This window comes from Roseibium sp. (assembly GCF_965232425.1).
Lineage (GTDB): Bacteria > Pseudomonadota > Alphaproteobacteria > Rhizobiales > Stappiaceae > Roseibium.
Genome location: NZ_OZ246971.1, coordinates 4,495,931 through 4,517,317, shown reverse-complemented (window position 1 = coordinate 4,517,317; position 21,387 = coordinate 4,495,931). Strand labels below are relative to the sequence as shown.

Genomic DNA, 21,387 nt, shown 5'->3' with positions numbered 1-21,387 from the left:
AGGCAGCTCACCGTTCCCTTCCGTCGTCACCCCGGACGCAGCAAAGCGGAGATCCGGGGCCCACTCGTTTCCAGAGCCTGTGTCGTTCTCGCTCGTTGCCGGTGTCGTTCTCCAGCACTGTGTCTTCCGAGTTGCGGCGCACTGGATTGGATCCCGGATCAAGTCCGGGATGACACCGGTGGGGGTGGCCACCTCCCTCCCCCCTCCCGACCTTCACACCGGTTTCAACACCACCCTCATCCTGAGGAGGACCAAAGGTCCGTCTCGAAGGATGGGCGGCAGGCTCGGAACTCGCGACCCATCCTTCGAGACGCGCGTCCGCGCTCCTCAGGATGAGATCAGGGGACGTGAAGGTCACCCGCCTCGCCACTGTCACCCCGGACGAACACCGTGAGATCCGGGGCCGGGGTGCCGCGATCCGCTGTCAGATACGGGAACATCGGCTATGCTCCCACCTCCCCGATCCCGGCTCGCGCTGCGCTTGGCCGGGATGACGACGGGATCAGGGGTCGCGCTCTTCAATCCTCACCCGGCTGCGAGCGCCACGTCTGCGTCAGCGGTGCAGGGATGCGTCATTTCTGCGAAGCCGTGTCCGAAGGTGATCGCCCTTTGAATGCCTTCCTCGAAGAAATCCAATCCCATGGGACATTGCACATCGGGCAGGACGACGACGTCGTAGAGTTCATCAACCTCTCCCTGAATGCGCAGCCATTCGACGGTTTCGCGCGATTGAAGATTGATGATCTGGAGGCCGCACCAGGGCTCCGCGTCCCGGACCTTCAGAGCCGCATCGAGATCCAGCCCGGCAAAGGACTCGTCGCGCGGCAGCGACAGGCCAACAATGGCGTTGTTGTTGTGGAAGGCGAGCCCGCGCAGGAACCCGGGGCAAAAAGCGATCGGCTCCATCGCACCGGTCGTCCGGTCGATCCGGCACAGATGCCCCCGCCCGGCGTCGAGGACATAAAGACCGTTCCGGTAAAGCCGGGGCGAATGCGGCATGGACAATCCCTTTGCGAGGATCGTGTCGGTGGTGACGTCCATGATCAGGCCGCCGTCATTGCGGTGTTCCCGCCAGCCCGCCGCAACATCCGTTCGTGAAACGGCGGTCACGTAGCGCGGGTGGCCATCTTCCATGGCGAGACCATTGAGATGACAACGGTCTTCGGCGGCCAGTTCGGAAATGAAGGGCGGTTTCCACAGCGGACGGAAGGAATGCACAGGATCCGTCACCGCGAGGCAGGAATAGGCCGTGTTCACGAAGATGATCCGGCCATTTACATCCAGGGCGAGGTCATGCGCGGCCACGTTTCCGGTGACGAAGGACTGGCGGGGAACATAGCACTTGTCAAAGGTATCGTCGGCGATGTTCCCCGGCATCAGGATGTTTTCAAAGCGCCAGAACTGGTGCAGTGTTCCGAGGTAAAGGCGTTGAGACGCCGGATCGGTCCAGAGCCCCATGGCCCTGTCGAAGTTCCGTTGGTGAAACGAAAGCGCCCCGGTTTTCATCACACCGATCAGAAGCAGCTTGCCGGTCTTGTAGGACGTAAACGCCAGCGAGCACTTGTTGCGAAGCAGCCAACGGACAATGCCGGGCGAACAGGAAATTTCCAGCCTGGTTTCGGTTTTTTCCGGCGCAGTTTTGTCGGCATCTGCGATCTTTGACGACACGGCTTTGCCAACGGCCCGCGCACGCGTGGCCTTGAGCTTGCTCGCCTTGATGTTTTTTGGTCCGGACACTCTGCGTCTCCTCTTTTTGTTTCGCTCCGCGAACGCTCTGCCGCGTTTTCGTTTTCTCCCCGACTGTCACCCCCGGACGTCACCCCCGGATTTAACACTCCCCTCAGCCTGAGGAGGACCGCGAGGTCCGTCTCGAAGGATTGGCGGCAGATGCAGGACTTGCAGCCCATCCTTCGAGACGCGCCTTCGCGCTCCTCAGGATGAGGTCAGGGGCGTGGCGGTTCCTTCCCCCCTCAACCGTCACCCCGGACGCTGCGAAGCGGAGATCCGGGGCCGGGCTGCCACCACGCCAGCGACAGCTTCCGGCAAGCACGCCAACGCTTGTGCCTTCCCGGTCCCGGCGCGCGCTTCGCTTGGCCGGGATGACGAACGACCGGTGTCGATCCAATACATTTCCCTCTCCGTCATTGCCGGACTTGATCCGGCAATCCATGCCCTGACACTTCAACCGCGCAGTCCCTGACATGCGAAAACGAAACGGAATGGATCCCCGATCAAGTCGGGGATGACGCCGAGTAGGTACGGGCACCCGCGGGATGCGCACTTGCGTCATTCCGGACAAGGACGGCGAAGCCGGACGCTGAGCCGGAATCCAGACATGAGCGTGAGCGGAGCGAACACCAAAACCACGACCCTTCAGCGCACGCCCAGTCCGGCTGAAACGAAACGGAATGGATCCCGGATCAAGTCGGGGATGACGCTGAGTGGGTACGGGCACCCGGGGGATGCACACTTGCGTCATTCCGGACAAGGACGGAGAAGCCGGACGCTGAGCCGGAATCCAGACATGAGCGTGAGCGAAGCGAACACCAAAACCACAAACCTTCAGCGCGAGCCCAGTCCGGTTGAAACGGAACCGCATGGATCCCGGATCAGGCCCGGGATGACGCCGGTTGGTGCAGCGGCTCTGGCCCAGATAAACCCTCCTTTGAAACAGAAGAAGCTGGCCGCCTGGAGGTCCGCCGGCGGCCAGCTCTGGGGAGGTCCCCGCCGGAGCGGGGCCATATGGCGGCGCGGTTTGCGTCAGAACCTTATTTTCAGGCCCGCGTTGACAGAGACCTGCTCGTCCGTGGTGTAGCCGGCCTCGAAAAAGACGGGGCCGATATCGAGACCCGCATAGCCGCGCGCGGAAAATCCGTCGTCATAGGGCGTGGCCAGGCCGGGACCGGTCTTCGGCAGCCCTCCGAGCGTTACGGTGCCGCGGATATCGGGAGCAAAGGCATAGTGGCCTTCGACACCGTAGCGGACCCGCGCCCGATACTGCGCGCCGATCAGCGGGACGTTCTGCATCATCGGGATGTCGTGCGTCATCTGAAACTGCGTGCCGACAATGCTGGTGAAACGCTGGTCAACCTTCAGGTCCTCACCGCCGTAGAGCTCATAGGTGTGGGACTGGGTCCACTTGCCGAGATAGTTCAGGCGCAGGCTGCTGCCCCAGGGACCGTCGACAAGCAGCGAGGGGGACAGGAACACCGAGCCGTAATTGGCATCGACCGTGTCAATACCGCTCAATACCCGGTTGTCGGCAACGTCCCGCTGGGTGTGATTGGCGGTAAGGCCCGCGATCAGCGACAGGTCGAACCGGTCCTTGAACGTGCCGGCGACGCCGCCAAACAGGGTGGCCGAGTGCGTGTCGTAGCCGGTGTCGTTGTCCATTTCGTCGATGCTCTCAAGGTAGCCGTAGGCGGCACCGAAGAAATAGCTGCGGTCGGGCTTGTTCACGCCGACGATGGTCCCGGCCGAATAGCCGCTATAGCCGCCATCGCGCTCATCGTTGATATCGTCGCCGACGACCACGGCACCATCACCCTCCTCTTGCACCCAGCCGGTGAACATGCGCGCCCACTTGTTCGACAGGCCCGCCTCGCCGTCACCGTTGAAACCGAAATCGCCCGACGGCAACCGGGATGCGGTTTCCTCGTCAACCGTATTCTGGATCATGGAGACCAGGGACCAGGCCGCCTGATCCTGCTGCGCATAGGATTCCAGGTCGAAGGTGTAAATCGTATCATTCAACAGAACGAGCCCGTTGGGAGAGTAAATCAGGTTAACGTTCGGACCATCGACACCGTTGACGAACTTGCCCCAGCTGACGTCGAACTGCAGGGCCGCATTATAGCCGTCTCCCAGGTGGAACCGGTTCCAGTTCTTGGCTGTCGGGTTGATATAGAGATCGCCGACAAGGATAGAGCCGTCAAACAGGTAGGTGTTGTTGTAGCCGTTGACGCCCAATTGCCCATCGTTTTCGTAGAGGATCGACCAGCCGTTGGGAGTCCGGATTTCGCCGTAGTTATAGACATCGTGACCAGAGCCGCCTCTGGTTATGATCCCGGCGGACATGCCGTTGTCCCGATCATTGTTGATCTGGATCAGACCGGCATTGACGACCAAGTTCCTGTAGCTGCTGGCGTTGTCTCTAAGGATGTTGAGGTCGTCAACTGACGGAGCACCGCTCCCAGGTAACGGGTCCGCGTAATCGTAGATTGCCCGGCTCAAAAAGCTTTCGATGCCGGCGGAAATCGGGTTTATGCTGGGATCAGCGGGGGAACCGGCGTTGGCTGCGTCGATGACGATGTTGCCGTAATTGTATTGCCTGAGCCCGGACCCCTGCATTTCCATGCCGATGCCGATCGACCCTATATAGATGCTGCCGAAATTGTAGGCATCGACATCATGCGCATTCACGTACATGCCGGCCACTTCACTTCTGGATGTACTCGTCCCGGTCGGAGTGGTCGCGATGATGTTGATGGTGCCATAGTTGTACATCGCCGCATCGACAATATAACGGTTCAAGTCGTCGTCAGCATAGAGAGGGATAGTAAGACCGTTATTAAGAGCGGTAGCCTCAGTCTGGAAGCCTTCAAGCTCCATCGCGCGGATGTCCGAGTTGCCCGAGCCTTTCCAGGCCTGGAGCAACCCGTTGTTGACCATGAGATGGCCGGTCTTTGCGGCATCCGCCTGTAAGTTGCTCGCGGCATTCGGGTCAAGGGCGGCGATGCGCATCAGCCGCGTACCCGACTCGCTGTAACTGTAGATCGAGCTGTTGTTCACCAGCGTTGCTGCATCCGAGCGCGAGGTAAAGAGACCGTACGCCTCTTCATAGCGCAGGGCGATAACGCCGTTGTTGATGTTCAGGGAGTTATCCGCATAGAAGAGGGCTGTAGCCGCGGCATTAAAATCGCCGACATCGATCAGGCCGTTGTTGATGACGATCGCGTTGGTGGCGTTCCAGACAGATATGGCGTCGCCGTAGCCGAAGCTTCTTACGGCCGATTGGTTGTAACTTGCGTGCCCGACAGTGTAGCCGTAGTTGTTGGCCGTCCCGGTCGTGTAGATCGACCCGTTGTTGGTGATGACAACGTCAGCCCAGCCGTCGACAGACAGACCGGCGCCATCCTCGTCGATGTTCATCGTGACGCCTTCCTCAACGGTCAGCGTGCCGCCATCAGCTGTCAGTTCGTTGGTCCCGCCCGGCCAGTCCCCGTTCGTTTCATTCAAGTTATCGCTGTTGTCGATCGTAACGTTCTGCGCATTCGCCACACCCGGCGCGACAACAAGCGCGGTGGCCAGAAACAGCGGACAAACAGACCGTCCAAACAGCGTTGCAAGAGACGTTGAGTGCTTCAGCATTGATATTTATTCCCAGCCGGTAATACAGGTTGCCCTCAATCTCCCTGATTTCCCTGCCCCCGCGTTATGCCGCTGAGCGCAGGCTCCGGGCTGGCACTCCGGACAGCCAAGTTATTGATTTTGTTGGATTTCAGCTGCTGCAGGAATTGCAATTACGCATTTAGCGAAAATTCTGGCGTCCAAAAGCGCCGCCAATTGCAATCACACGACCCTCCACCTGCGCGAATCTTCACGGTGGAACTGCGGAGGCAAGATTGAATCCCGATCGCGGAAACCTACTACAAGAACCTGAAAAATATGAACTTTCTGGATTGACAATGCACCAATCACGCGTCATGGCCAGAGCCCTGAACGGCCCAGCTTTCACCGCACAAACCTCGGCACCGTTGCAGATTTGTCACCCTTCCCGCAGCGGCACCCGAAGTCCGATGCGCGAATAGCGCAGCATCAAGGCAACGATCCACTCGATCGCCGCGACGGATCAGGTCCGGGATGACCTAGGCGCGCGCAGCTTGCACGCCCGTCATTCCGGACAAGGACGGCGAAGCCGGACGCCGAGCCGGAATCCAGACATGAGCGTGAGGGAAGCGAACACCAAAACCACGTGCCTTGCCTTGCAGACACGAAACGGCATGGATCCCGGATCAAGTCCGGGATGACACCGGTGGGTTTGGGCACCTTCCCCCTGGCTTCCAACCGGTTTCAACACCACCCTCATCCTGAGGAGGACCAAGGGTCCGTCTCGAAGGATGGGCGGCAGGCCGCAGAACGCGCGGCCCATCCTTCGAGACGCGCATCCGCGCTCCTCAGGATGAGGTCAGGTGGCGGGGCCGGTCATCCTTCCCTTTCGTTCGTCACCCTGGACGCAGCACAGCGGAGATCCGGGGCCGGAGAGCCGCAACGCAAGCGACTGGTCATGGCAGGAACCCCAAAACCCGTGCCTCCCCGATCCCGGCACGCGCTCCGCTTGGCCGAGATGACGAAGTGTGATTTCGACCAAACGTTTCCAGCCCGGGTCATTGCAGGGCTTGACCCTACGCTCCATTCCACAAACCTTCAGCACGCGCCCCGCCAGGCAGACACGAAACGGTATGGATCCCGGATCAGGTCCGGGATGACGCCAGTGGTTGGTGCCCCCTTCCCCTTGACCTTCACCCCGGTTTCAATCTCCCCCTCATCCTGAGGAGGACCGCGAGGTCCGTCTCGAAGGATGGGCGGCAGGCCGCAGAACGCGCGGTCCATCCTTCGAGACGCGCATCCGCGCTCCTCAGGATGAGGTCAGGTGGCGGGGCCGGTCATCCTTCCCTTTCGTTCGTCACCCCGGACGCAGCACAGCGGAGATCCGGGGCCGGAGAGCCGCAACGCAAGCGACTGGTCATGGCAGAAACCCCAAAACCCGTGCCTCCCCGATCCCGGCGCGCGCTCCGCTGCGCCTGGGCGGATGACGATGGGTTAGATTGCACTACATCAAAAATCACTCAAAAGTTGCGCAAATTGCATAATCGGTCTTTGTGAGCGTGCATCTCACGCCAAACAGATCCGGCCCGACGTGGCTGAAATCAACATGAATGGATCACCTGATCTTCGTCTATCATAATGATTTAAAACAGTTTTCCACATGAAATGACTACGGCTCGCAGCCTGGAATTGACCGGAAAAGCGCAGCTACTACCGAAACATTTACACCCTTAAAAATTGCGCTATTTGCATAACTTTCAATTGATGGTTGAGATACCAATAAACTTGCGCCAGGCAGAATTCGGGGGACGCCGGCACGGGAAGCAAACCCCGGGGTCGTCACGTCGGGGTCGTCACGTAGGGGCCATCAAGTCGGGGCCGTCACGTTCGGCGAGGCCTCTCGGGGACGCCGGACCGTGTATGCCAACCTGCATCTGAACGGCGCACGCGGGCGCAATGCCCGATCCGCAGACTTCTGGCCGACCAGCATCCTTCGGCGGTTTCGCAAGGACGCCCGGCCCGAATGCCGCATCCATTTTTGCCACAAGGAAGGCAAACATCCAATGAACAGACTTAAAACTCTCGCATTTTCCATCCTGTTCGCACTTGCTTGCGTGACCGGCGCCAGCGCGACCAACACGATCAGTTTCCCGGTTCCCTCCGGCGTGCCCCAGGTCAAGGGCGGTTTCAAGAACGAGGCGGGCGTCGTCGTCACCAAGGTCAAGGTCAACCAGCAGTCGCAGAACGGCTGCGACCAGATCGACAAGTCCAATGACGCCAACCTCTCGGAAGGCAACGGCTTCTACGTCGAATACAATCCCATGTGCGACTACGAATTCCACATCGAGGTCTCCGGCTGCCCCAACAAGGAGCAGCATGTGTCTTCCTCAGACATCCAGAGCGGCCAGACCGAAGTGGTGCTGAAGGGCACCTGCGTCAATCTGAAAACGAGCCGCGAGGTGCCGTGAGCGCAGTCATCTGAGCGACCGGAAAGCTGTGGGAGCGTCCCGATCCGCTCCCATTCGGCCGGTTTGCGGGAAACGCCGATGTTTCCCGCAAGGCGGCTTCGCCACGTCCGGCAAACACGGCCGGGACCGAGCGCCAAACACATCCTGCGTAGGGAACCGTCACCATGAGAATGCCCGCATTTGCGCCTGGTATCGCGGCCGACAAGAACGACTGCCATGACAGCGGCCTTCGCGACGGCTTTGAAAACTGACCGGACCCGGGAACGGCAGCAATTGAGAATGAGCGGATATCCAGGCGTAACGAACCACCTGAACGGGATCCGGGAGCTGTTCCGGTTGCGGCGCGGGCCTGAACGGCAACGGCTGCGCGGCTCCCTGCCGGGCCTGCTGGCCGCTTCTCTCCTCCTCGGTGCGTGCGCCGGCAATATCGTCACCGACAGCGGGGTCTACTATAACCGCGGCCTTGAACAGTCCTACAACGACCTTCTGCTTGCCAATGTCATCCGCTCCGCCAAGGGGTTGCCGACCTATTTTTCCGCCGTCGGCGACTACTCGGCCAACGCTGACACATCCATCAGCAGCGACTTTTCCGTCAGCGGCGAACTGGGAGAACTCCTGCTCAGCGATCTCGACCTGAGCGCCAGCACGAGCCGCGATTTCGGCCGCAATGCGAATGTTTCCTCCCTTGAATCGGAAACCTTCGTACAGGCGATGCTGACGCCGCTCAGCCCGAAGCTGTTCTTTCTTCTGGCGGAAGGACGCTCGCGCCAGCGGCTCGATCTTCTGTCCGTGCTCGCGGTGAAGTGGATCCTGATACCGGAGGCAACCGTCATGCGCATCAGAACATCGGCGCTGGAGGCCTGCAGCCGGGAAGCCCACACCTATTCCCGGGAACTGCGCGCGGTCTGCGCGGCCTATCCGCAAACGGTGGCTGATGCCGCCTGCGCTGGCACATTGCGGGCGAACAGCCGGGAAAAGGTGCTGTTGCGGAGCGATCCGACCAACCCTTGTTCCCATGTGCGCTTTCGGCATCTGATGGAAGCCATCACGATCCTGCAGCCCGCCCTTCTGCGCAACAGCGCCCCGGGCGCCATCACGCTGATCGCGCAGGAGCAGCTGCACCAGGAGAAGACGGCCGGGAACACATCGGCAACTGTCGCGTCGGCAACTGCCGCAGCTGCAACGAGCGGCGCGGCCAAATCGGCAGCCCGGCCGAGCCGGCAGGACGCGTCCTCGACAACGCTGATTTTCGGCAAGGACAGCGACTATGCGCTCCGCTCCCCGAACGAGATCCTGCAATATCTCGGCAGCGCCGTCCGCGCCATGCACCGGCACAGGTCGGGCCCGAGGCTGATCGGGCCGGACGGGCGGAAGATACCGGTCTTCGAGGTGGTGACCGGCCCCTTCGGCCCTGGCAGCGCGATCGAGGTCAAGGTCGACGGCGAGCGTTTCGGCATTCGAACGCACGGACTGCGGGAAGATCCGCAAAGCTTCACTCTGCAGTCCCTGGCCATCCTGAAGGACATCATCAGCATCAACACGTCCCAGAACGTGCTGCCGAAAAACCCGACGGTCTTCCTGCGTTAGAAGGGGCCGTCCCGGCTTGCGGCCGGCATCGGTCTGAAGCACACCTTCTCCCAGGTTGCGGCGCACCGGACTGGATCCAGGATCACGTCCGGGATGACGCCGCTCGGGGGTGGCGAGGTCTGCGCGGGCGTCATTCCGGACAAGGACGGCGAAGCCGGACGCCGAGCCGGAATCCAGACATGAGCGTGAGCGAAGCGAACACCAAAACCACAAGCGCCCCCACAAGCGGATGCGACGCGGCATGGATCCCGGATCACGTCCGGGATGACGCCGGTGGATATGGGCACCTTCCCCATGACCTTCCCCCGGATTTGACACACCCCTTCATCCTGAGGAGGACCAGCGGTCCGTCTCGAAGGATGGGCGGTGGGCTCAGAACTCGCGGCCCATCCTTCGAGACGCGCATCCGCGCTCCTCAGGATGAGGTCAGGGGACGTGAGCGGTCACCCTCCCCTCGGTCGTCACCCCGGACGCAGCGCAGCGGAGATCCGGGGCCGGAGAGCCGCCGCGCCGGCGACTGCTTCCGGCCAGAACGTTATCGCCTGTGCCTCCCAGATCCCGGCACGTGCTCCGCTCGGCCGGGGTGACGAATGACCGGTGTCGATCACAGACCGTCCCTCTCCGTCATTACTGGACTTGATCCGGCAATCCATGCCCTTCCGCTTCAACCACGCACGCACTGGCATGCGGACACTAAACCGCATGGATCCCGGATCAGGTCCGGGATGACGCCGGTGGAGGTGGCGAGGCCAGCACGCCCGTCATTCCGGACAAGGACGGCGAAGCCGGACGCCGAGCCGGAATCCAGACATGAGCGTGAGCGAAGCGAACACCAAAACCACATGCCCCTCGCGGCGGAAACCAATCGGAATGGATCCCGGATCAAGTCCGGGATGACGCCGGTGGGTGTAGGCACCTTCCACCTGACCTTCACCCCGGTTTCAACACCACCCTCATCCTGAGGAGGACCAGCGGTCCGTCTCGAAGGATGGGCGGCAGGCTCAGAACTCGCGGCCCATCCTTCGAGACGCGTATTCGCGCTCCTCAGGATGAGGTCAGGGGACGTGAGCGGTCACCCTCCCCTCGGTCGTCACCCCGGACGCAGCGCAGCGGAGATCCGGGGTCCACGCGTTTGCAGAGCATGTGCTGAATGCGCGCGGCGCGCCGCTTGCTCCATCACCCCAGCAGCCATCTTGCGGCACGCTGTGTTGGATCCCGGCACTGCGCCGGGATGCATCAATTTGCAAACGTCTTCAGCGATGACGCAGCCGCCGGCGCAAGACGTTCCGCGTCCATGAACGCGACCGACAGAAAGTGCCTTTTGTCGCCGATTACCCGACCGGCCTCGACGGCCTGTGCCGCGTTTCGGAAGGCAATTCGCCGAACTGCCGCCGATAGTGGGACGTGAACCGGCTCCAGTCCCAGAAACCCTCCTGCGCCGCTATGTCGCCGATGCTTTCTTCCCCGTGGGTCTCGTCGAGAAGTTTCCGCCGCGCGTTGTGCAGCCGCACCAACCGGGAATAGGAGAGCGGCCCCATGTTCACCTGGTTGGCAAAGGCCTTTTCGAAAAGCCGCTGCGACCCGTGTTTGCTGATTGAGGTTCTGAAACTCCGCGACATGTCTTCCTGCGCGTCGAGCAGCAGCCTGCGCGCCAGAAGAAAGCGTTCGCGCGCCCTGGACGCCGTGTAGGTCGAATACCTGCTCTGCCGCAGCCACTCCAGATTGAACCCAGTCACTAGCCCCAGAAGGAACGTCTGATCCACAACCTGGCGCAGGTCGGCGGCAAGGCCTGACACCATGCTTTCAAGTACCGCATGGGCATTCTCGCGGAACCGTTCCGCAAGCCAAAGCGAATTTACCAGCACCGGCCGATCGCGCATGCTGCCGAACCAGTCGAATACTTCGGGAAGCAGGACCGGATGCCTGAGGAGCGCGTTCATGTCCACTTTCACGACAACGGCCAGACAGTCAGGTGGCAGAACAGTGTGATGTTCCGTCCGCGGCGGCCCGACCAGGACCCAGTCGGTCGCGTCGGTGACACCGCCGAAGGACACGTCGCCCGTCAATCCGCTGACGGCCGCCACAAGGGTGAACGCGCCGTCGGGCAACAGCATTTCCACCTCAAGCGCCCGGCTGTAATTCTCCACGAATACCGATACCTGGCCGGTCTGCGCGGCAAGCAGGCGCCCCTTGAACCGGCCGGGCGTCAATTGAATGGACTTGTAGTTGTCCAGCATGAGATCAAGCTGCGAATGACTGTCGTTCAGCTCGAGATAGGAGACGAAGTCATGGTGCCCCGACCGGGCCGAAGGCGGAAACCAGATGTCGCTCATGGCCAGGTGCTCCCTGCCTGCGCGCGCGGAACCGGCGGGACCGAGCGATGTGCTGTCAGCCCCCACCCCGCCGAGCCTGTAGCACAACGTCTTTTTCCGGTGCCGGGGATCCCCCGGCAAGTCGGTGCGTGAGCGATAGAATGAAATTGTTCGCTATGCAGCATGGTTCTTTTCGTTTGCCGAAGCTTGCCTGGCTTTGGTTTTGCCTTTTTTGGGGAACGGGTCTGCCTTTGGAACCGGAAGGGGTTCCTAGCCGGCCGGGCAATCGGCTCTCATGCGCGTTTCGGAGGGGAGCTCGTTGAACTGGCGGCGATAATAAGACGTGAACCTGCTCCAGTCCCAGAAGCCCTCTTCAGCCGCGATATCGCCGATACTTTCCTCCACGAGGGTCTTGTCGAGCAGTTTCCGCCGGGCATTGTGCAGCCGCGTCACCCGCGAATAGGACAGGGGCCCCATGTTCACCTGGTTGGAAAATGCCTGTTCGACGAGACGCTGCGAGCCAAGTTTCCGTGAGGCAATCCTGAAATGTTCCGTTACGTCTTCGTGCGCCTCCAGCAGCAGTTTCCTGGCAAGCAGGAAGCGCTCGCGCGCGCGCGAAATCTTGTGTGTCGCAATCGTGTTCTGCCGCAGCAGCTCCATGTTGAAGCTGTTCACCAGCGTGGAGACAAAGGCCTTGTCGGCCGCGGCCCGGCAGACCCCGCCCGCTGCGGAAATCACGCATTCGAGCACCACCTGCACATCGGACCGGAAGCGCCGGGCGAGCCAGGGTGAATTCACGAACACGGGATGTCTGGGCAGAGTGTGGAGCCAGTCGGCAACCTCGGGCAGCAAGGCGGAATGAGAGAGCAGGCAGTCCTTTTCAATCCGCGCGAGCACCAGCACGCACTCGGACGGAACGAGCGCGACGTGCTCGCCCCCGGGCGCGGCAACCTGCAGCCAGTCGGTGGATTTCGTCACGCCCCCGAATGCGACGTCCGGTTCACTCCGGCTTATCGCCGTTACGAAAGAAAAGTGATCCGGAGAAATCAGCACCTCCTTTTCGAGGGGCTGATTGCTGTACTCGACATAGATCGAAACAGCGCCGACATCGGCCGAAAAAAAGCGGCCGCTAAACGGCCCTGCACCCAGTTGCACGTAGCCGGATCTGTTCCCGAAACGCACCGCCTGTTGGTCGCAGTCAAAAAACTCTTCATCGTGAATGAAGTCGTGTTTGTCCGAAAATTTGGTTGCCGGAAACCAGTTAGCCAACATTGTCGTTCCCACAGTCGATCAGTCGCTTGCGACAGTCCTGCGGAACGCTCTGGAACCAACTCTGACCCGATCATGACCGATCAGGCCGCATTCTCGCACAACATATCGCTCATCAAAGGCGGCACCGCCACCTTCAGCAGCTCTGTTTTTTCATAAATTATTAACACGAGAATAAGTCGAACCCAGCAGACCGGTTATGCAGTTAGCGCAAAAAATCGGCCATCGGTCGAAAAAACGGCCCGAGCTAAATCTGTGGTTTAGGCAAACCCGTATACACCCTAAGAAGACGTCGACTTGCCTGCCACCCTGAGATCAGGCGCGATTTGCGCAAGACAGGTTGGCAAGCCGGCCCATACCCGTTTCTGCCGGATAGCAAATTTCGGCAACCGGCCAGCGGACTGAACCGGACAGACCCCTTTTTGACGGCGCCGGGGCGCGGCAGATGACGCGGCGACGGGGCCCATCCTGCGCTAAAAGCATAACACTCCAGCAGGTTTCCATGCTCCGATACGGTCTGAACGAGCCAGAGATTCGCGTTCCAGATACGGAGATTGTTGTGACGGGTATTACTCCTAAGCAAAAGGAATGTCTTGAGTGCATCTCACACTACATCAGCCAGAATGGTCACAGCCCATCGCTGGCAGAGATCGGAGAGACTCTCTCGCAAAGTGCCGTGGCGATACATCACAAGGTCAACTCCCTCGCGGAGCGGGGATACCTGACGAAGACCCGTGGCAAACGGACACTCGCTCTGACGCGGAAGTCGAAACAGCTACTTGCACATTTGGCGCTAAGTGACTGAGCCTGCCAAACCGGGGCTTGCAGGCCGCAGGAGACTGCACGCCGTTCGCGACCGCAGCAGCGTCACCTGCTTCGCGCAGCACCAGTCCCAGGTCACGCTGAACCGTGCAAAAAAGCTCCGGGCTTTCTGTTTCATACTGGTCTTTTTCCTTGTAACGCCGGTCGTTGCAGATCAGGATCCGAACCGGCCGACTGACAGGATCGCGGCGGATCTCGGGATCGAGGAAGACGTGTTCATCGAATGCTTCAAACCGGTTAATCCGGAACCCGACAAATACCCCTCCGGGCAGGAGCAGCGCGCCAACAAGGCAATCCTGTTGCCATGCCTGCAAAATGCCAGCCCGGCCATCAGCAACGAGCGGCTCGACAGGGTGATGGACAAGTACCGGCCCGAGGGCGCTTTCCGCAAATAGGGCGTATTTTGTCCTGAACGTCAGTCCGGCGCGGACACGCAATGACCTTGGTTTAGGATCGTGGAGGGAGTATCCTCAACGAGAAAAGCGTCGAAGTATAAGTGATTGCGAATGCTTAACCGCGACAAACAGCCAAAGTCCGTCGGCGTTGTAGGCGACGGTGACGATGTCGCCATCATCGAAGCCATCGAAGATGTTTTCAAAATTGCGATTATGGACAACGAAGCTGAGAGCATTCGGACATTGGAAGACGCACATTCGGTGATCTGTTCCAAGTTGCCACATGACGAGAACGAGCAAACAAAGTGTCTCACTGCCATGGCGTACTACAGATTGAACCGTGCAATGCAGGACCATGGAAAGGCCAAGCCGTCCGAACGCGTCGAAGCACCTGAAGCAATGCGCCCGCGAGAATTTCAGCAGCAATTAGAGGAAGGAAGCGGATTGCAACTTCCGTTTCTAACGACCTCAAGCGCTTGGGTGAGCATGCTCGGCTGGTCAGTCCTCGGGACGTGGGCAGCCGGGCCAATTTTGTTTTCTGGTTTCTATGCCATTGCCTTTGGAATCCTAATCTTCGGTTTGAACATCGCGGTCTGGCAGTTCGTCACAACTATCGATCAGCGCGTCTGGATATTCAGAGGGACGCTTGCTGATCTCTCAACGCAAGCTTCTGAGGAAAACATCGGCCAACTTGTATCCGAAGGTGGGAAGTGGAAAGCGGCTGATGTTTGGGCGGCAATGACGAAGATCATCTCTGATGAAACAGGCTTTCCTGCCGAAAGAATGCGGCCCGCCATGACATTCATCGATTGATAAAGCTCTGTGCCCCGCAAGGCTTTTCAGCCCTGCGATATTTGAGGTCTCGGGGCTGCTAAGCCTCGCTGCCGTCACGCCATTTGGTGACACTTCTACTTGGTTGCAACACTCTGCAGTTTGACTCCAAGCGGACCTCGCGAGGCGATCGCCAGTGAGTGCAGGTGTCATTCCGGCTGAAGCAAAGCAGACGGCCGGAACCCGGCAACCAAAGGATTTCCCCGCCTCTCTTAGTCTCCGGCCACTGGGCGAACCGGACGCCGATCTTGCCGCTTCTACGGCAAGCCGGGAAACAATTCCCTATCCCGACCTGGCACCGACGTGAATTCGACAGGGTTTCCCGACCCGGACGGTACGGCCTCCTAGAAGCGGATCGCAAAGCGTGCCGTGCCCTGCAGAACCTCGGCATCATTCGAAAAGCTTCCCCGGCCGTCCACGGTGAAACGCGCCTGCGATCCAAGGTCGACATCGATCGTCCCACCAAGGCTCACGGCCGAGCGGCCCGAGGGCACGACCTCGACGGAATTCGAGATGCCGAGAAGCGTGACCCTGACATCGTCATTGCCGAAGGAGCTGCGGAAAAGATATCCGAAGCGACCGGTCAACGTTGCCGGACCGATGTGCCTGGAGACCGCGACTTCCAGATCAGCTTCGATCAGTCCCAGCGTATGCGCGCCAACCCTGGCATTGGCGTCCGAGCCGGTCTCCGAATAGACGCCCGTGTGCTGCAGGCCGAGGCGTCCGCGCAGGCCCGGGATGACGGTGAGACCGGTCGTTCCGAGATCGAAATCGGCGGAAAGCGTGGCTTCCGAGGTCAGGAACCAGCTGTCATAAGAAGCAGCGGCACTGCTCTCGCCGACGGTGAGCCCGCCTGTCGTCGCGGTGTTGTCATTGATGAAGCGGCTGCTGTCGTTTTCCTGCCAGCCCCCGGCGACACCCGTGCCGAAAGTGACCGCCCCGAAACGGTGATCGCCAAAAACGCCGGCAAAGACGCCATGGCTCTTGATATCCTGTGCATCAGCCCATTGGCTTTGCGCGGCGATCGTTCCATTGAGGTAGCCGGCCATCAAACCGAGGCGCGTCGCAGGCGCGTGTTGCCACGCAAAACCGGCTGCGGCGCCCACCTGGCTGATCGCCTGATCGAGCGTGGTGTCGTCACCGGAATAGTGAGCGGTGCCGCCAAAACCGCTGATCCAGAAGCGCCCGAACCGAAGACCGTAACTGGTTTCCGACCTTGGATCTGATGCCGGCAGCGCTCCCGGTGCGCCTTCGCCAGTCCCGCCCGTGTCCGCCATTTCCAGACCATTCCGTCCAAGCCGCGCCAAGGTATCTGCCGTATCGGCGAACTGATTGAAGCGCGCCGTCGGACCGGTCGGATCGAATGTGGCGAACTGTCCCGTCGCCGGATTGTAGAACCAGGGAACCGGGCCGGCCGGATTTGCCCGACCACCGGCAAGATTCGTCGGCAGCTTCCAGAACACGGAGTGAGATGCGCCGGTGGTGATATCGAGCGACGCAGGTGAATTGAAGGTAATCGCCCCGCCGAGATAGCCGGGAGCTTTCAGGGAAACGGAAGTCCCTGTCGAGACGCCCTCGATCTGGATGGCGCTGGCCCGTTCCGAGATGATCTGACCGGTGTTGACTATCTTGCTGCTTGTGCCCTGGCTGAAGATCGCTGCACTGCCGGTCCCGGAGTTTCTGACCGCACCGCTGTTTGAGATCGTGGTATCGCTGCCGAAATTTGCTATTCCAGAGGTGTTCGCTCCGGCCGTAACGACGGTACCCGTGTTGATGATCCTGGTATTGGTGCCAAAATTCGTGATGCCGAAACCGAGGTCTTCAGTCGTCCGAACTGTCCCCATGTTCAGTATCGTACCGTGGTTTCCCACCGTGAAGATCCCGAAGGAACTCACTCCGCTTGTTGCGATGTGTCCCAGATTGGTGATGACGTTTCTGTCGCCAAGACTTTCGACGGCATTGTCCAGCACGGCAGTTGTCGCGACGCTGCCGGTCTCCGTGATCACGAGGCGCGTATCGCCGAGCAGAACCTGCGTGTGTGTGACAGGCGACGTGATGACCTCGCCGGCGCGTGAAAATGGTGCCGGGGCAACAAGCAGCGCTCCGGCACAAGCCGATGTCAGCCAGGGCCAACATAATGTTTTTGCCATTCCGGACGTCTCTTGAGTCGGACGTCCCCCACACGTTTGATATGAGAATTTTTGTTCGTTATGGTTAATAAAACATATACTTAGAAACGGGTCTCGGCAGCGCGCCCTCAAAGGCATCATTAAAAATCACGAGAAAACCCTGGAGAACAGGAAAAACCGGGCGTGCCGCCATGGATGGCAGCAACCCGATCATTTGCCTCAATCAGCAGAACGGCAACATACGGGCCGGAGCGCTATTCCGGAACCCCGGACTGCTCGCGTCTGTCCAACCGTATGGAAAAAAATAGTTTTCTCGACCGCTTGTGCGGGCAGAGGAGCAGATTGACAGGGGGTGCCCAAAATCAGGGAACGCGCACAGCCCGATGATTGCGGCCCGGGATCGGCCGCCTGTGGATTCCCCGGATCAAATCGCGACCTTTTGCATCTTTTTGCGCCTGATCCGGCCGTAGCCCGTATCGAGCACCGACTTCTTGAAAACCTTGAACAGGTTGGCATCCAGTTTTTCCGGCATTTTTGCCATCTCCTGGATCGCCTGCCGCGGAGACATGCCGTCCTTGCCGCCCTTATTCTCGGTGAGACCGGCAAAGATGTCAGACAGTGTGAGCATCCGCACCAGAAAAGGGATCTCGTCGCCTTTCAACCCGTCGGGATACCCCGTCCCATCCAGCATTTCGTGGTGCCAGACTGCAACATCGACCACGGCTTTCGGAAGAGTCTTGTTCGTTTTGAGGATCTCGCGCGTGAACTCCGGGTGCCTTTTGATGAACGCCTGCTCTTTGGTGGTTGGCCGGCCGGGTTTGTCGAGGATCGACAAGGGTATTCTCACCTTCCCCAAATCGTGGACAAGCGCGCTCAGGGCAACAAGCATCTGTTGTTCCTTGGAAAGCCCCAGGTCGCTTGCGAACGAGACCGCGTGTCCCGTCACCAACAGAATGTGCCGGTAATTGTGGCTGTGATGCGCTTGCGCGGCTTCCAGCCATGCCCCGACGCCTTCTTTCGCAATCGTTTCGGTGACGCTCCTTGCCGCGTCAGTCAGTTTGGCAATTGGCAGATCCCTGCCCAGAACCGCGGAGAGGGAGACCGTGGCAAGCGTCCGGCACGCCCCGTCCAGGGCTTTCCGGATGTCTTCGGGAAAGTCGGTTGACAGGTTTGGCTTGTAGTAGTCGCCAACGGCTTCCCGCAGAGTTGCAAGCAGCACGGACAAGCTCTCTCGCCGGTCCACCAGCTTTTGGCACCCGAATTCGTGCGCCTGGAACACCTGTTTCCGGTTCCGCTGGTCCAGGACCGAGATCGACAGCTTGCTCCCCGAGTCAAGTGCAGCCTTGAGGGACTGAACATCGTCTTCGTTGAGCCCAAGAAAATCCACGATCAAGACGGTTCCGGGGTGGACCGGAGAAGAGGCAAGCCCCTTCACGTCAAGAAAATCAATCGGAAAGAGGGACGCGATGATCCCATAGCGCCGCGCTGCCTTGACACGATCAGCCGAAACGATTGCGATCCTGCTCATCTTTGCCCCACGCCAGATCGACACTTGCTGATGGGCAAGATCTCTCGTTCGGGACCCTGCCCGTTGGGCCTGCACCCCTGTGCCCGCATTCCCGGGACAAGTCTCGGTTTACAACCGGCAAAGGCGTTGTAAAAGCAGCACGTTTTTGCCGCTTTCAGCGTTTCGAGCGGTACGTAGGTGCATAGCGCAAGCTCCGCCTCGCGACCGAACACGCAGCGTCCGGCTGAAAGTAACCGGAACATCCCGGGATTGAGGTGACAACAAATTCGGGAGATTTCAGACATGCCTGGACGCCTCTATTGTCAGACGTCCCCCACACATCTTGAGATGTACAACACCTATATTAACACAGGTATAAGACATGAGTATACTGCCGTGCATTTTATCTTGATACTCTCGAATACTATAGATACTGGATTTGAAACGGCGCCCCCGCGACTTGCCGTTTCAGTGTTCGACAACGCGTTCAATCGTTGGAGCGCCGAGGTCAACATCGCATCTTGACCTTCAGTTCCTGGACATGGCCTTGCGTCGCGTCGCCGAAGGCAATTCACCGAAATGCTTGCTGTAATAGGCCGTGAATCTGCTCCAGTCCCAAAACCCCTCCTGCGCGGCGATGTTGCCGATCGATTCATCGAAATAGCGTTCTTCTCGCAGTTTTCGCCGTGCGTTGTGCAACCGCACAATCCGGGCGTAGGATCGCGGTCCCATGTTCACGTGCTCGGAAAAGGCCTGTTCGACGGATCGCTTTGAACCCAGTTTCGACAATGCGTGATTGCCTTCGCTGCCCTGGTAGAAATCCCGCGCGGCGAGCAGATTTCTGGCCTTTAGAAAGCGATCCAGTGCCGGTGTCCGATGGATGACGGCAAAGCCTCCCCGCTCCAGCCATTCCAGCGAGAAACCCGCCGTGATGCTCGATATCATCGCCTGGTGAATGATCCTGGCGGTCTTTGTTTCGTTGGCTGGAGGTATGCCCTTCGCGCTTTGCAGCGTCATAAGCGCGTCATCCTGGATCCGCCCCGCCAATCTTCGAGACTTCACGAATTCACCGTCCTGCTTCAGTCTCTTGAACCAGTTGCCCACTTCGGGAACCAGATTTTCGTTTTCGAGGAGCGCTTCGCATTCCACTGTCATCAGAAGCAGCGGGCACTGTGTCGGCGTCGGCGCAATCGCCTCGCCGCCCGGCGGCAGGACATAAACCCAGGCGCCTGCCCCCTGAACGCCAAAGACCGTTTCCTCACAAGCCTCACACAGGCAAATGCAGAAAAGAAACTTGTCGGCATCGACCTTCAGGCATTGTTCGATGGCCTGCATGCTCTTGGACACGTGGATCGAGATCCGATCCACAACAGCAAAAATGACGCTGCTTTCAAAAGCTCCGGGGCTGAGCTGAATACTCTCCAGTTCTATACCGTTGAACAGGCTCGCATGGTGCTCGAGATCATTGCTGTCACACCTGTAAAGAACAGAAGAATCGACATTCAGCTCTTCGAACTTTTCAAGTTTATTGAATTCAACCAGCTCATTCATCGAACCACTTTCGGAATGACGTTCTTCACCTCATCGGGTTTGCTTCGGATCTCCAGACACCGGGTCTTTCACGCGAAACCGGATATGTTCCGACGCGCGATCGTGTCCGGACCAAGGCGGCCAAATGCGCCGGCGGACAGGCGTGCCGGCGACATTTCAGGCTGACGGGATCGAAGGAAACCGCTGCGCGGCGCCTCTGCCTTTACGTCAGCCGGTCTTCGCCGCAGCTGGCCAGAAGGCGGAAAGGCAAGGCGGTTGAACGGACCGCCCACCCGGGCACCACAGGACCTAGACAGGTGTGGGGGACCTTTCTCATGAGAGCCTGTGCATTGCCCGGATGGGCGGCGACATCCGACCTGACGCCCCCCGCACGCCCCCCTTGCGAGAAGGTCGCAACGGTCATGCAACGCCATGTCGAACCTCGGATCGGCACTCGAGCGAGTGCGCATCGTTTCCGCATCCGCCGCCGCAGCGTGAGGACAAGAACCGGTTTCGAAGCAAATTTGATTGACGTCGGGTGTGACCGCGTCCGGGCTCTTTCGCCCGCGAAACGGACCGGCATTTTCACGGTATCCGGAACAGGTATGAACGCATCGGACCGCTTCTGCGATCCGCGTATTCCTGTTCGAAACAAGGCTTCCTTTTGCCGGTGCCACGATCATTCCCCGATTCGACAATCGATAACCTATCGATACGAAATGGGGAGGCCTGCCCGTTAGGCAGAACTCGCAGGAGTTTCAGATATAATTTTTTTGGATTTTGATTTAAAAATCAAAATAAAGATTAGAACGATAGGCACATAGCGCAACACAAAATCAGATCGAGAAAAAGAAGCGTTGTTTTGTGTCGAACCGCTTCGACTTTAGCATCGAAATAACGAAAATTTAACAGCACAACATAGCACGAATAAGAACGTAAGTAATATCGCTTAGGATCTGCATTTTTTACGGTCTCAAGCGCGTTTCACCGATCGCCCCATCCCTCTTGATTGCTTAAATATGAGATTCAATTTAAAATTGAAAATTCGACACTTGGGTCGGGCATGGCAAACCCGCTTCCCGTTCTGCGTCCTTACCGCGAGGCCGTGCAACAAGGGACCGGGTTCCACAGGCAACTTTGCATGAATGCGTGGGCTTTGCGGTCTGGATCTAGGGCAGACAGGGCTCTTTTGACAGCCTGCCTGCGCGC

Annotated in this window: 12 protein-coding genes; 5 read left to right on the top strand and 7 right to left on the bottom strand. The window is 59.4% G+C overall.

Annotation, left to right across the window (positions count from 1 at the left end; translation table 11 throughout):
* Nucleotides 1–525 precede the first annotated feature (525 nt).
* Both ACO08A_RS20535 and ACO08A_RS20530 read right to left on the bottom strand, forming a co-directional pair.
* Nucleotides 526–1,737, bottom strand: a complete 1,212-nt coding sequence (locus ACO08A_RS20535) for a TIGR03032 family protein (RefSeq protein WP_422037788.1) — start codon at nucleotides 1,735–1,737, stop codon at nucleotides 526–528.
* A 1,023-nt stretch (nucleotides 1,738–2,760) separates the two neighbouring features.
* Nucleotides 2,761–5,370 carry a hypothetical protein gene (locus ACO08A_RS20530; protein WP_422037787.1) on the bottom strand — a complete coding sequence of 870 codons (2,610 nt, stop codon included), beginning with the start codon at nucleotides 5,368–5,370 and terminating at the stop codon, nucleotides 2,761–2,763.
* Between the two features lie 2,021 nt (nucleotides 5,371–7,391).
* Between ACO08A_RS20530 and ACO08A_RS20525 the strand changes: the two genes are divergently transcribed.
* Together ACO08A_RS20525 and ACO08A_RS20520 are read left to right on the top strand one after the other, a co-directional pair.
* A complete protein-coding gene (locus ACO08A_RS20525; RefSeq protein ID WP_422037786.1) occupies nucleotides 7,392–7,796 on the top strand; it encodes a hypothetical protein in 405 nt (134 codons plus the stop codon).
* 279 nt (nucleotides 7,797–8,075) lie between these two features.
* Entirely contained in the window at nucleotides 8,076–9,383 is a 1,308-nt protein-coding gene (locus ACO08A_RS20520) for a hypothetical protein (protein ID WP_422037785.1), read from the top strand.
* A gap of 1,331 nt (nucleotides 9,384–10,714) precedes the next feature.
* Here the strand turns inward: ACO08A_RS20520 and ACO08A_RS20515 are convergent.
* Nucleotides 10,715–11,716, bottom strand: a complete 1,002-nt coding sequence (locus ACO08A_RS20515) for a helix-turn-helix domain-containing protein (protein WP_422037784.1) — start codon at nucleotides 11,714–11,716, stop codon at nucleotides 10,715–10,717.
* Nucleotides 11,717–11,965: 249 nt separating this feature from the next.
* Nucleotides 11,966–12,967, bottom strand: coding sequence for a helix-turn-helix domain-containing protein (locus tag ACO08A_RS20510; RefSeq protein WP_422037783.1), 1,002 nt, complete (start codon nucleotides 12,965–12,967; stop codon nucleotides 11,966–11,968).
* Between the two features lie 442 nt (nucleotides 12,968–13,409).
* Here ACO08A_RS20510 and ACO08A_RS20505 point away from each other — a divergent pair, with 442 nt between their 5' ends.
* The 3 genes from ACO08A_RS20505 (at nucleotide 13,410) to ACO08A_RS20495 (ending at nucleotide 14,994) form a co-directional block, all read left to right on the top strand.
* Nucleotides 13,410–13,769 (top strand): LexA family protein, encoded by a 360-nt coding sequence (locus ACO08A_RS20505; protein WP_422037782.1) that lies wholly within the window; start codon nucleotides 13,410–13,412, stop codon nucleotides 13,767–13,769.
* Nucleotides 13,762–14,181 carry a hypothetical protein gene (locus tag ACO08A_RS20500; RefSeq protein WP_422037781.1) on the top strand — a complete coding sequence of 140 codons (420 nt, stop codon included), beginning with the start codon at nucleotides 13,762–13,764 and terminating at the stop codon, nucleotides 14,179–14,181. The genes ACO08A_RS20505 and ACO08A_RS20500 overlap by 8 nt, the downstream gene beginning before the upstream one ends.
* A 111-nt stretch (nucleotides 14,182–14,292) precedes the next feature.
* Nucleotides 14,293–14,994, top strand: coding sequence for a hypothetical protein (locus ACO08A_RS20495; protein WP_422037780.1), 702 nt, complete (start codon nucleotides 14,293–14,295; stop codon nucleotides 14,992–14,994).
* 362 nt (nucleotides 14,995–15,356) lie between these two features.
* Here the strand turns inward: ACO08A_RS20495 and ACO08A_RS20490 are convergent, their stop codons facing one another.
* The 3 genes from ACO08A_RS20490 to ACO08A_RS20480 all read right to left on the bottom strand — a co-directional run bounded on the left by ACO08A_RS20490 (nucleotide 15,357) and on the right by ACO08A_RS20480 (nucleotide 20,199).
* The gene (locus tag ACO08A_RS20490; RefSeq protein WP_422037779.1) at nucleotides 15,357–17,162 is read right to left on the bottom strand and encodes an autotransporter domain-containing protein; all 1,806 of its coding nucleotides are present in this window, start codon (nucleotides 17,160–17,162) and stop codon (nucleotides 15,357–15,359) included.
* A gap of 403 nt (nucleotides 17,163–17,565) precedes the next feature.
* Nucleotides 17,566–18,669, bottom strand: coding sequence for an HD-GYP domain-containing protein (locus tag ACO08A_RS20485; RefSeq protein ID WP_422037778.1), 1,104 nt, complete (start codon nucleotides 18,667–18,669; stop codon nucleotides 17,566–17,568).
* 507 nt (nucleotides 18,670–19,176) lie between these two features.
* Nucleotides 19,177–20,199 carry a helix-turn-helix domain-containing protein gene (locus ACO08A_RS20480; protein ID WP_422037777.1) on the bottom strand — a complete coding sequence of 341 codons (1,023 nt, stop codon included), beginning with the start codon at nucleotides 20,197–20,199 and terminating at the stop codon, nucleotides 19,177–19,179.
* Between the last annotated feature and the right edge of the window lie 1,188 nt (nucleotides 20,200–21,387).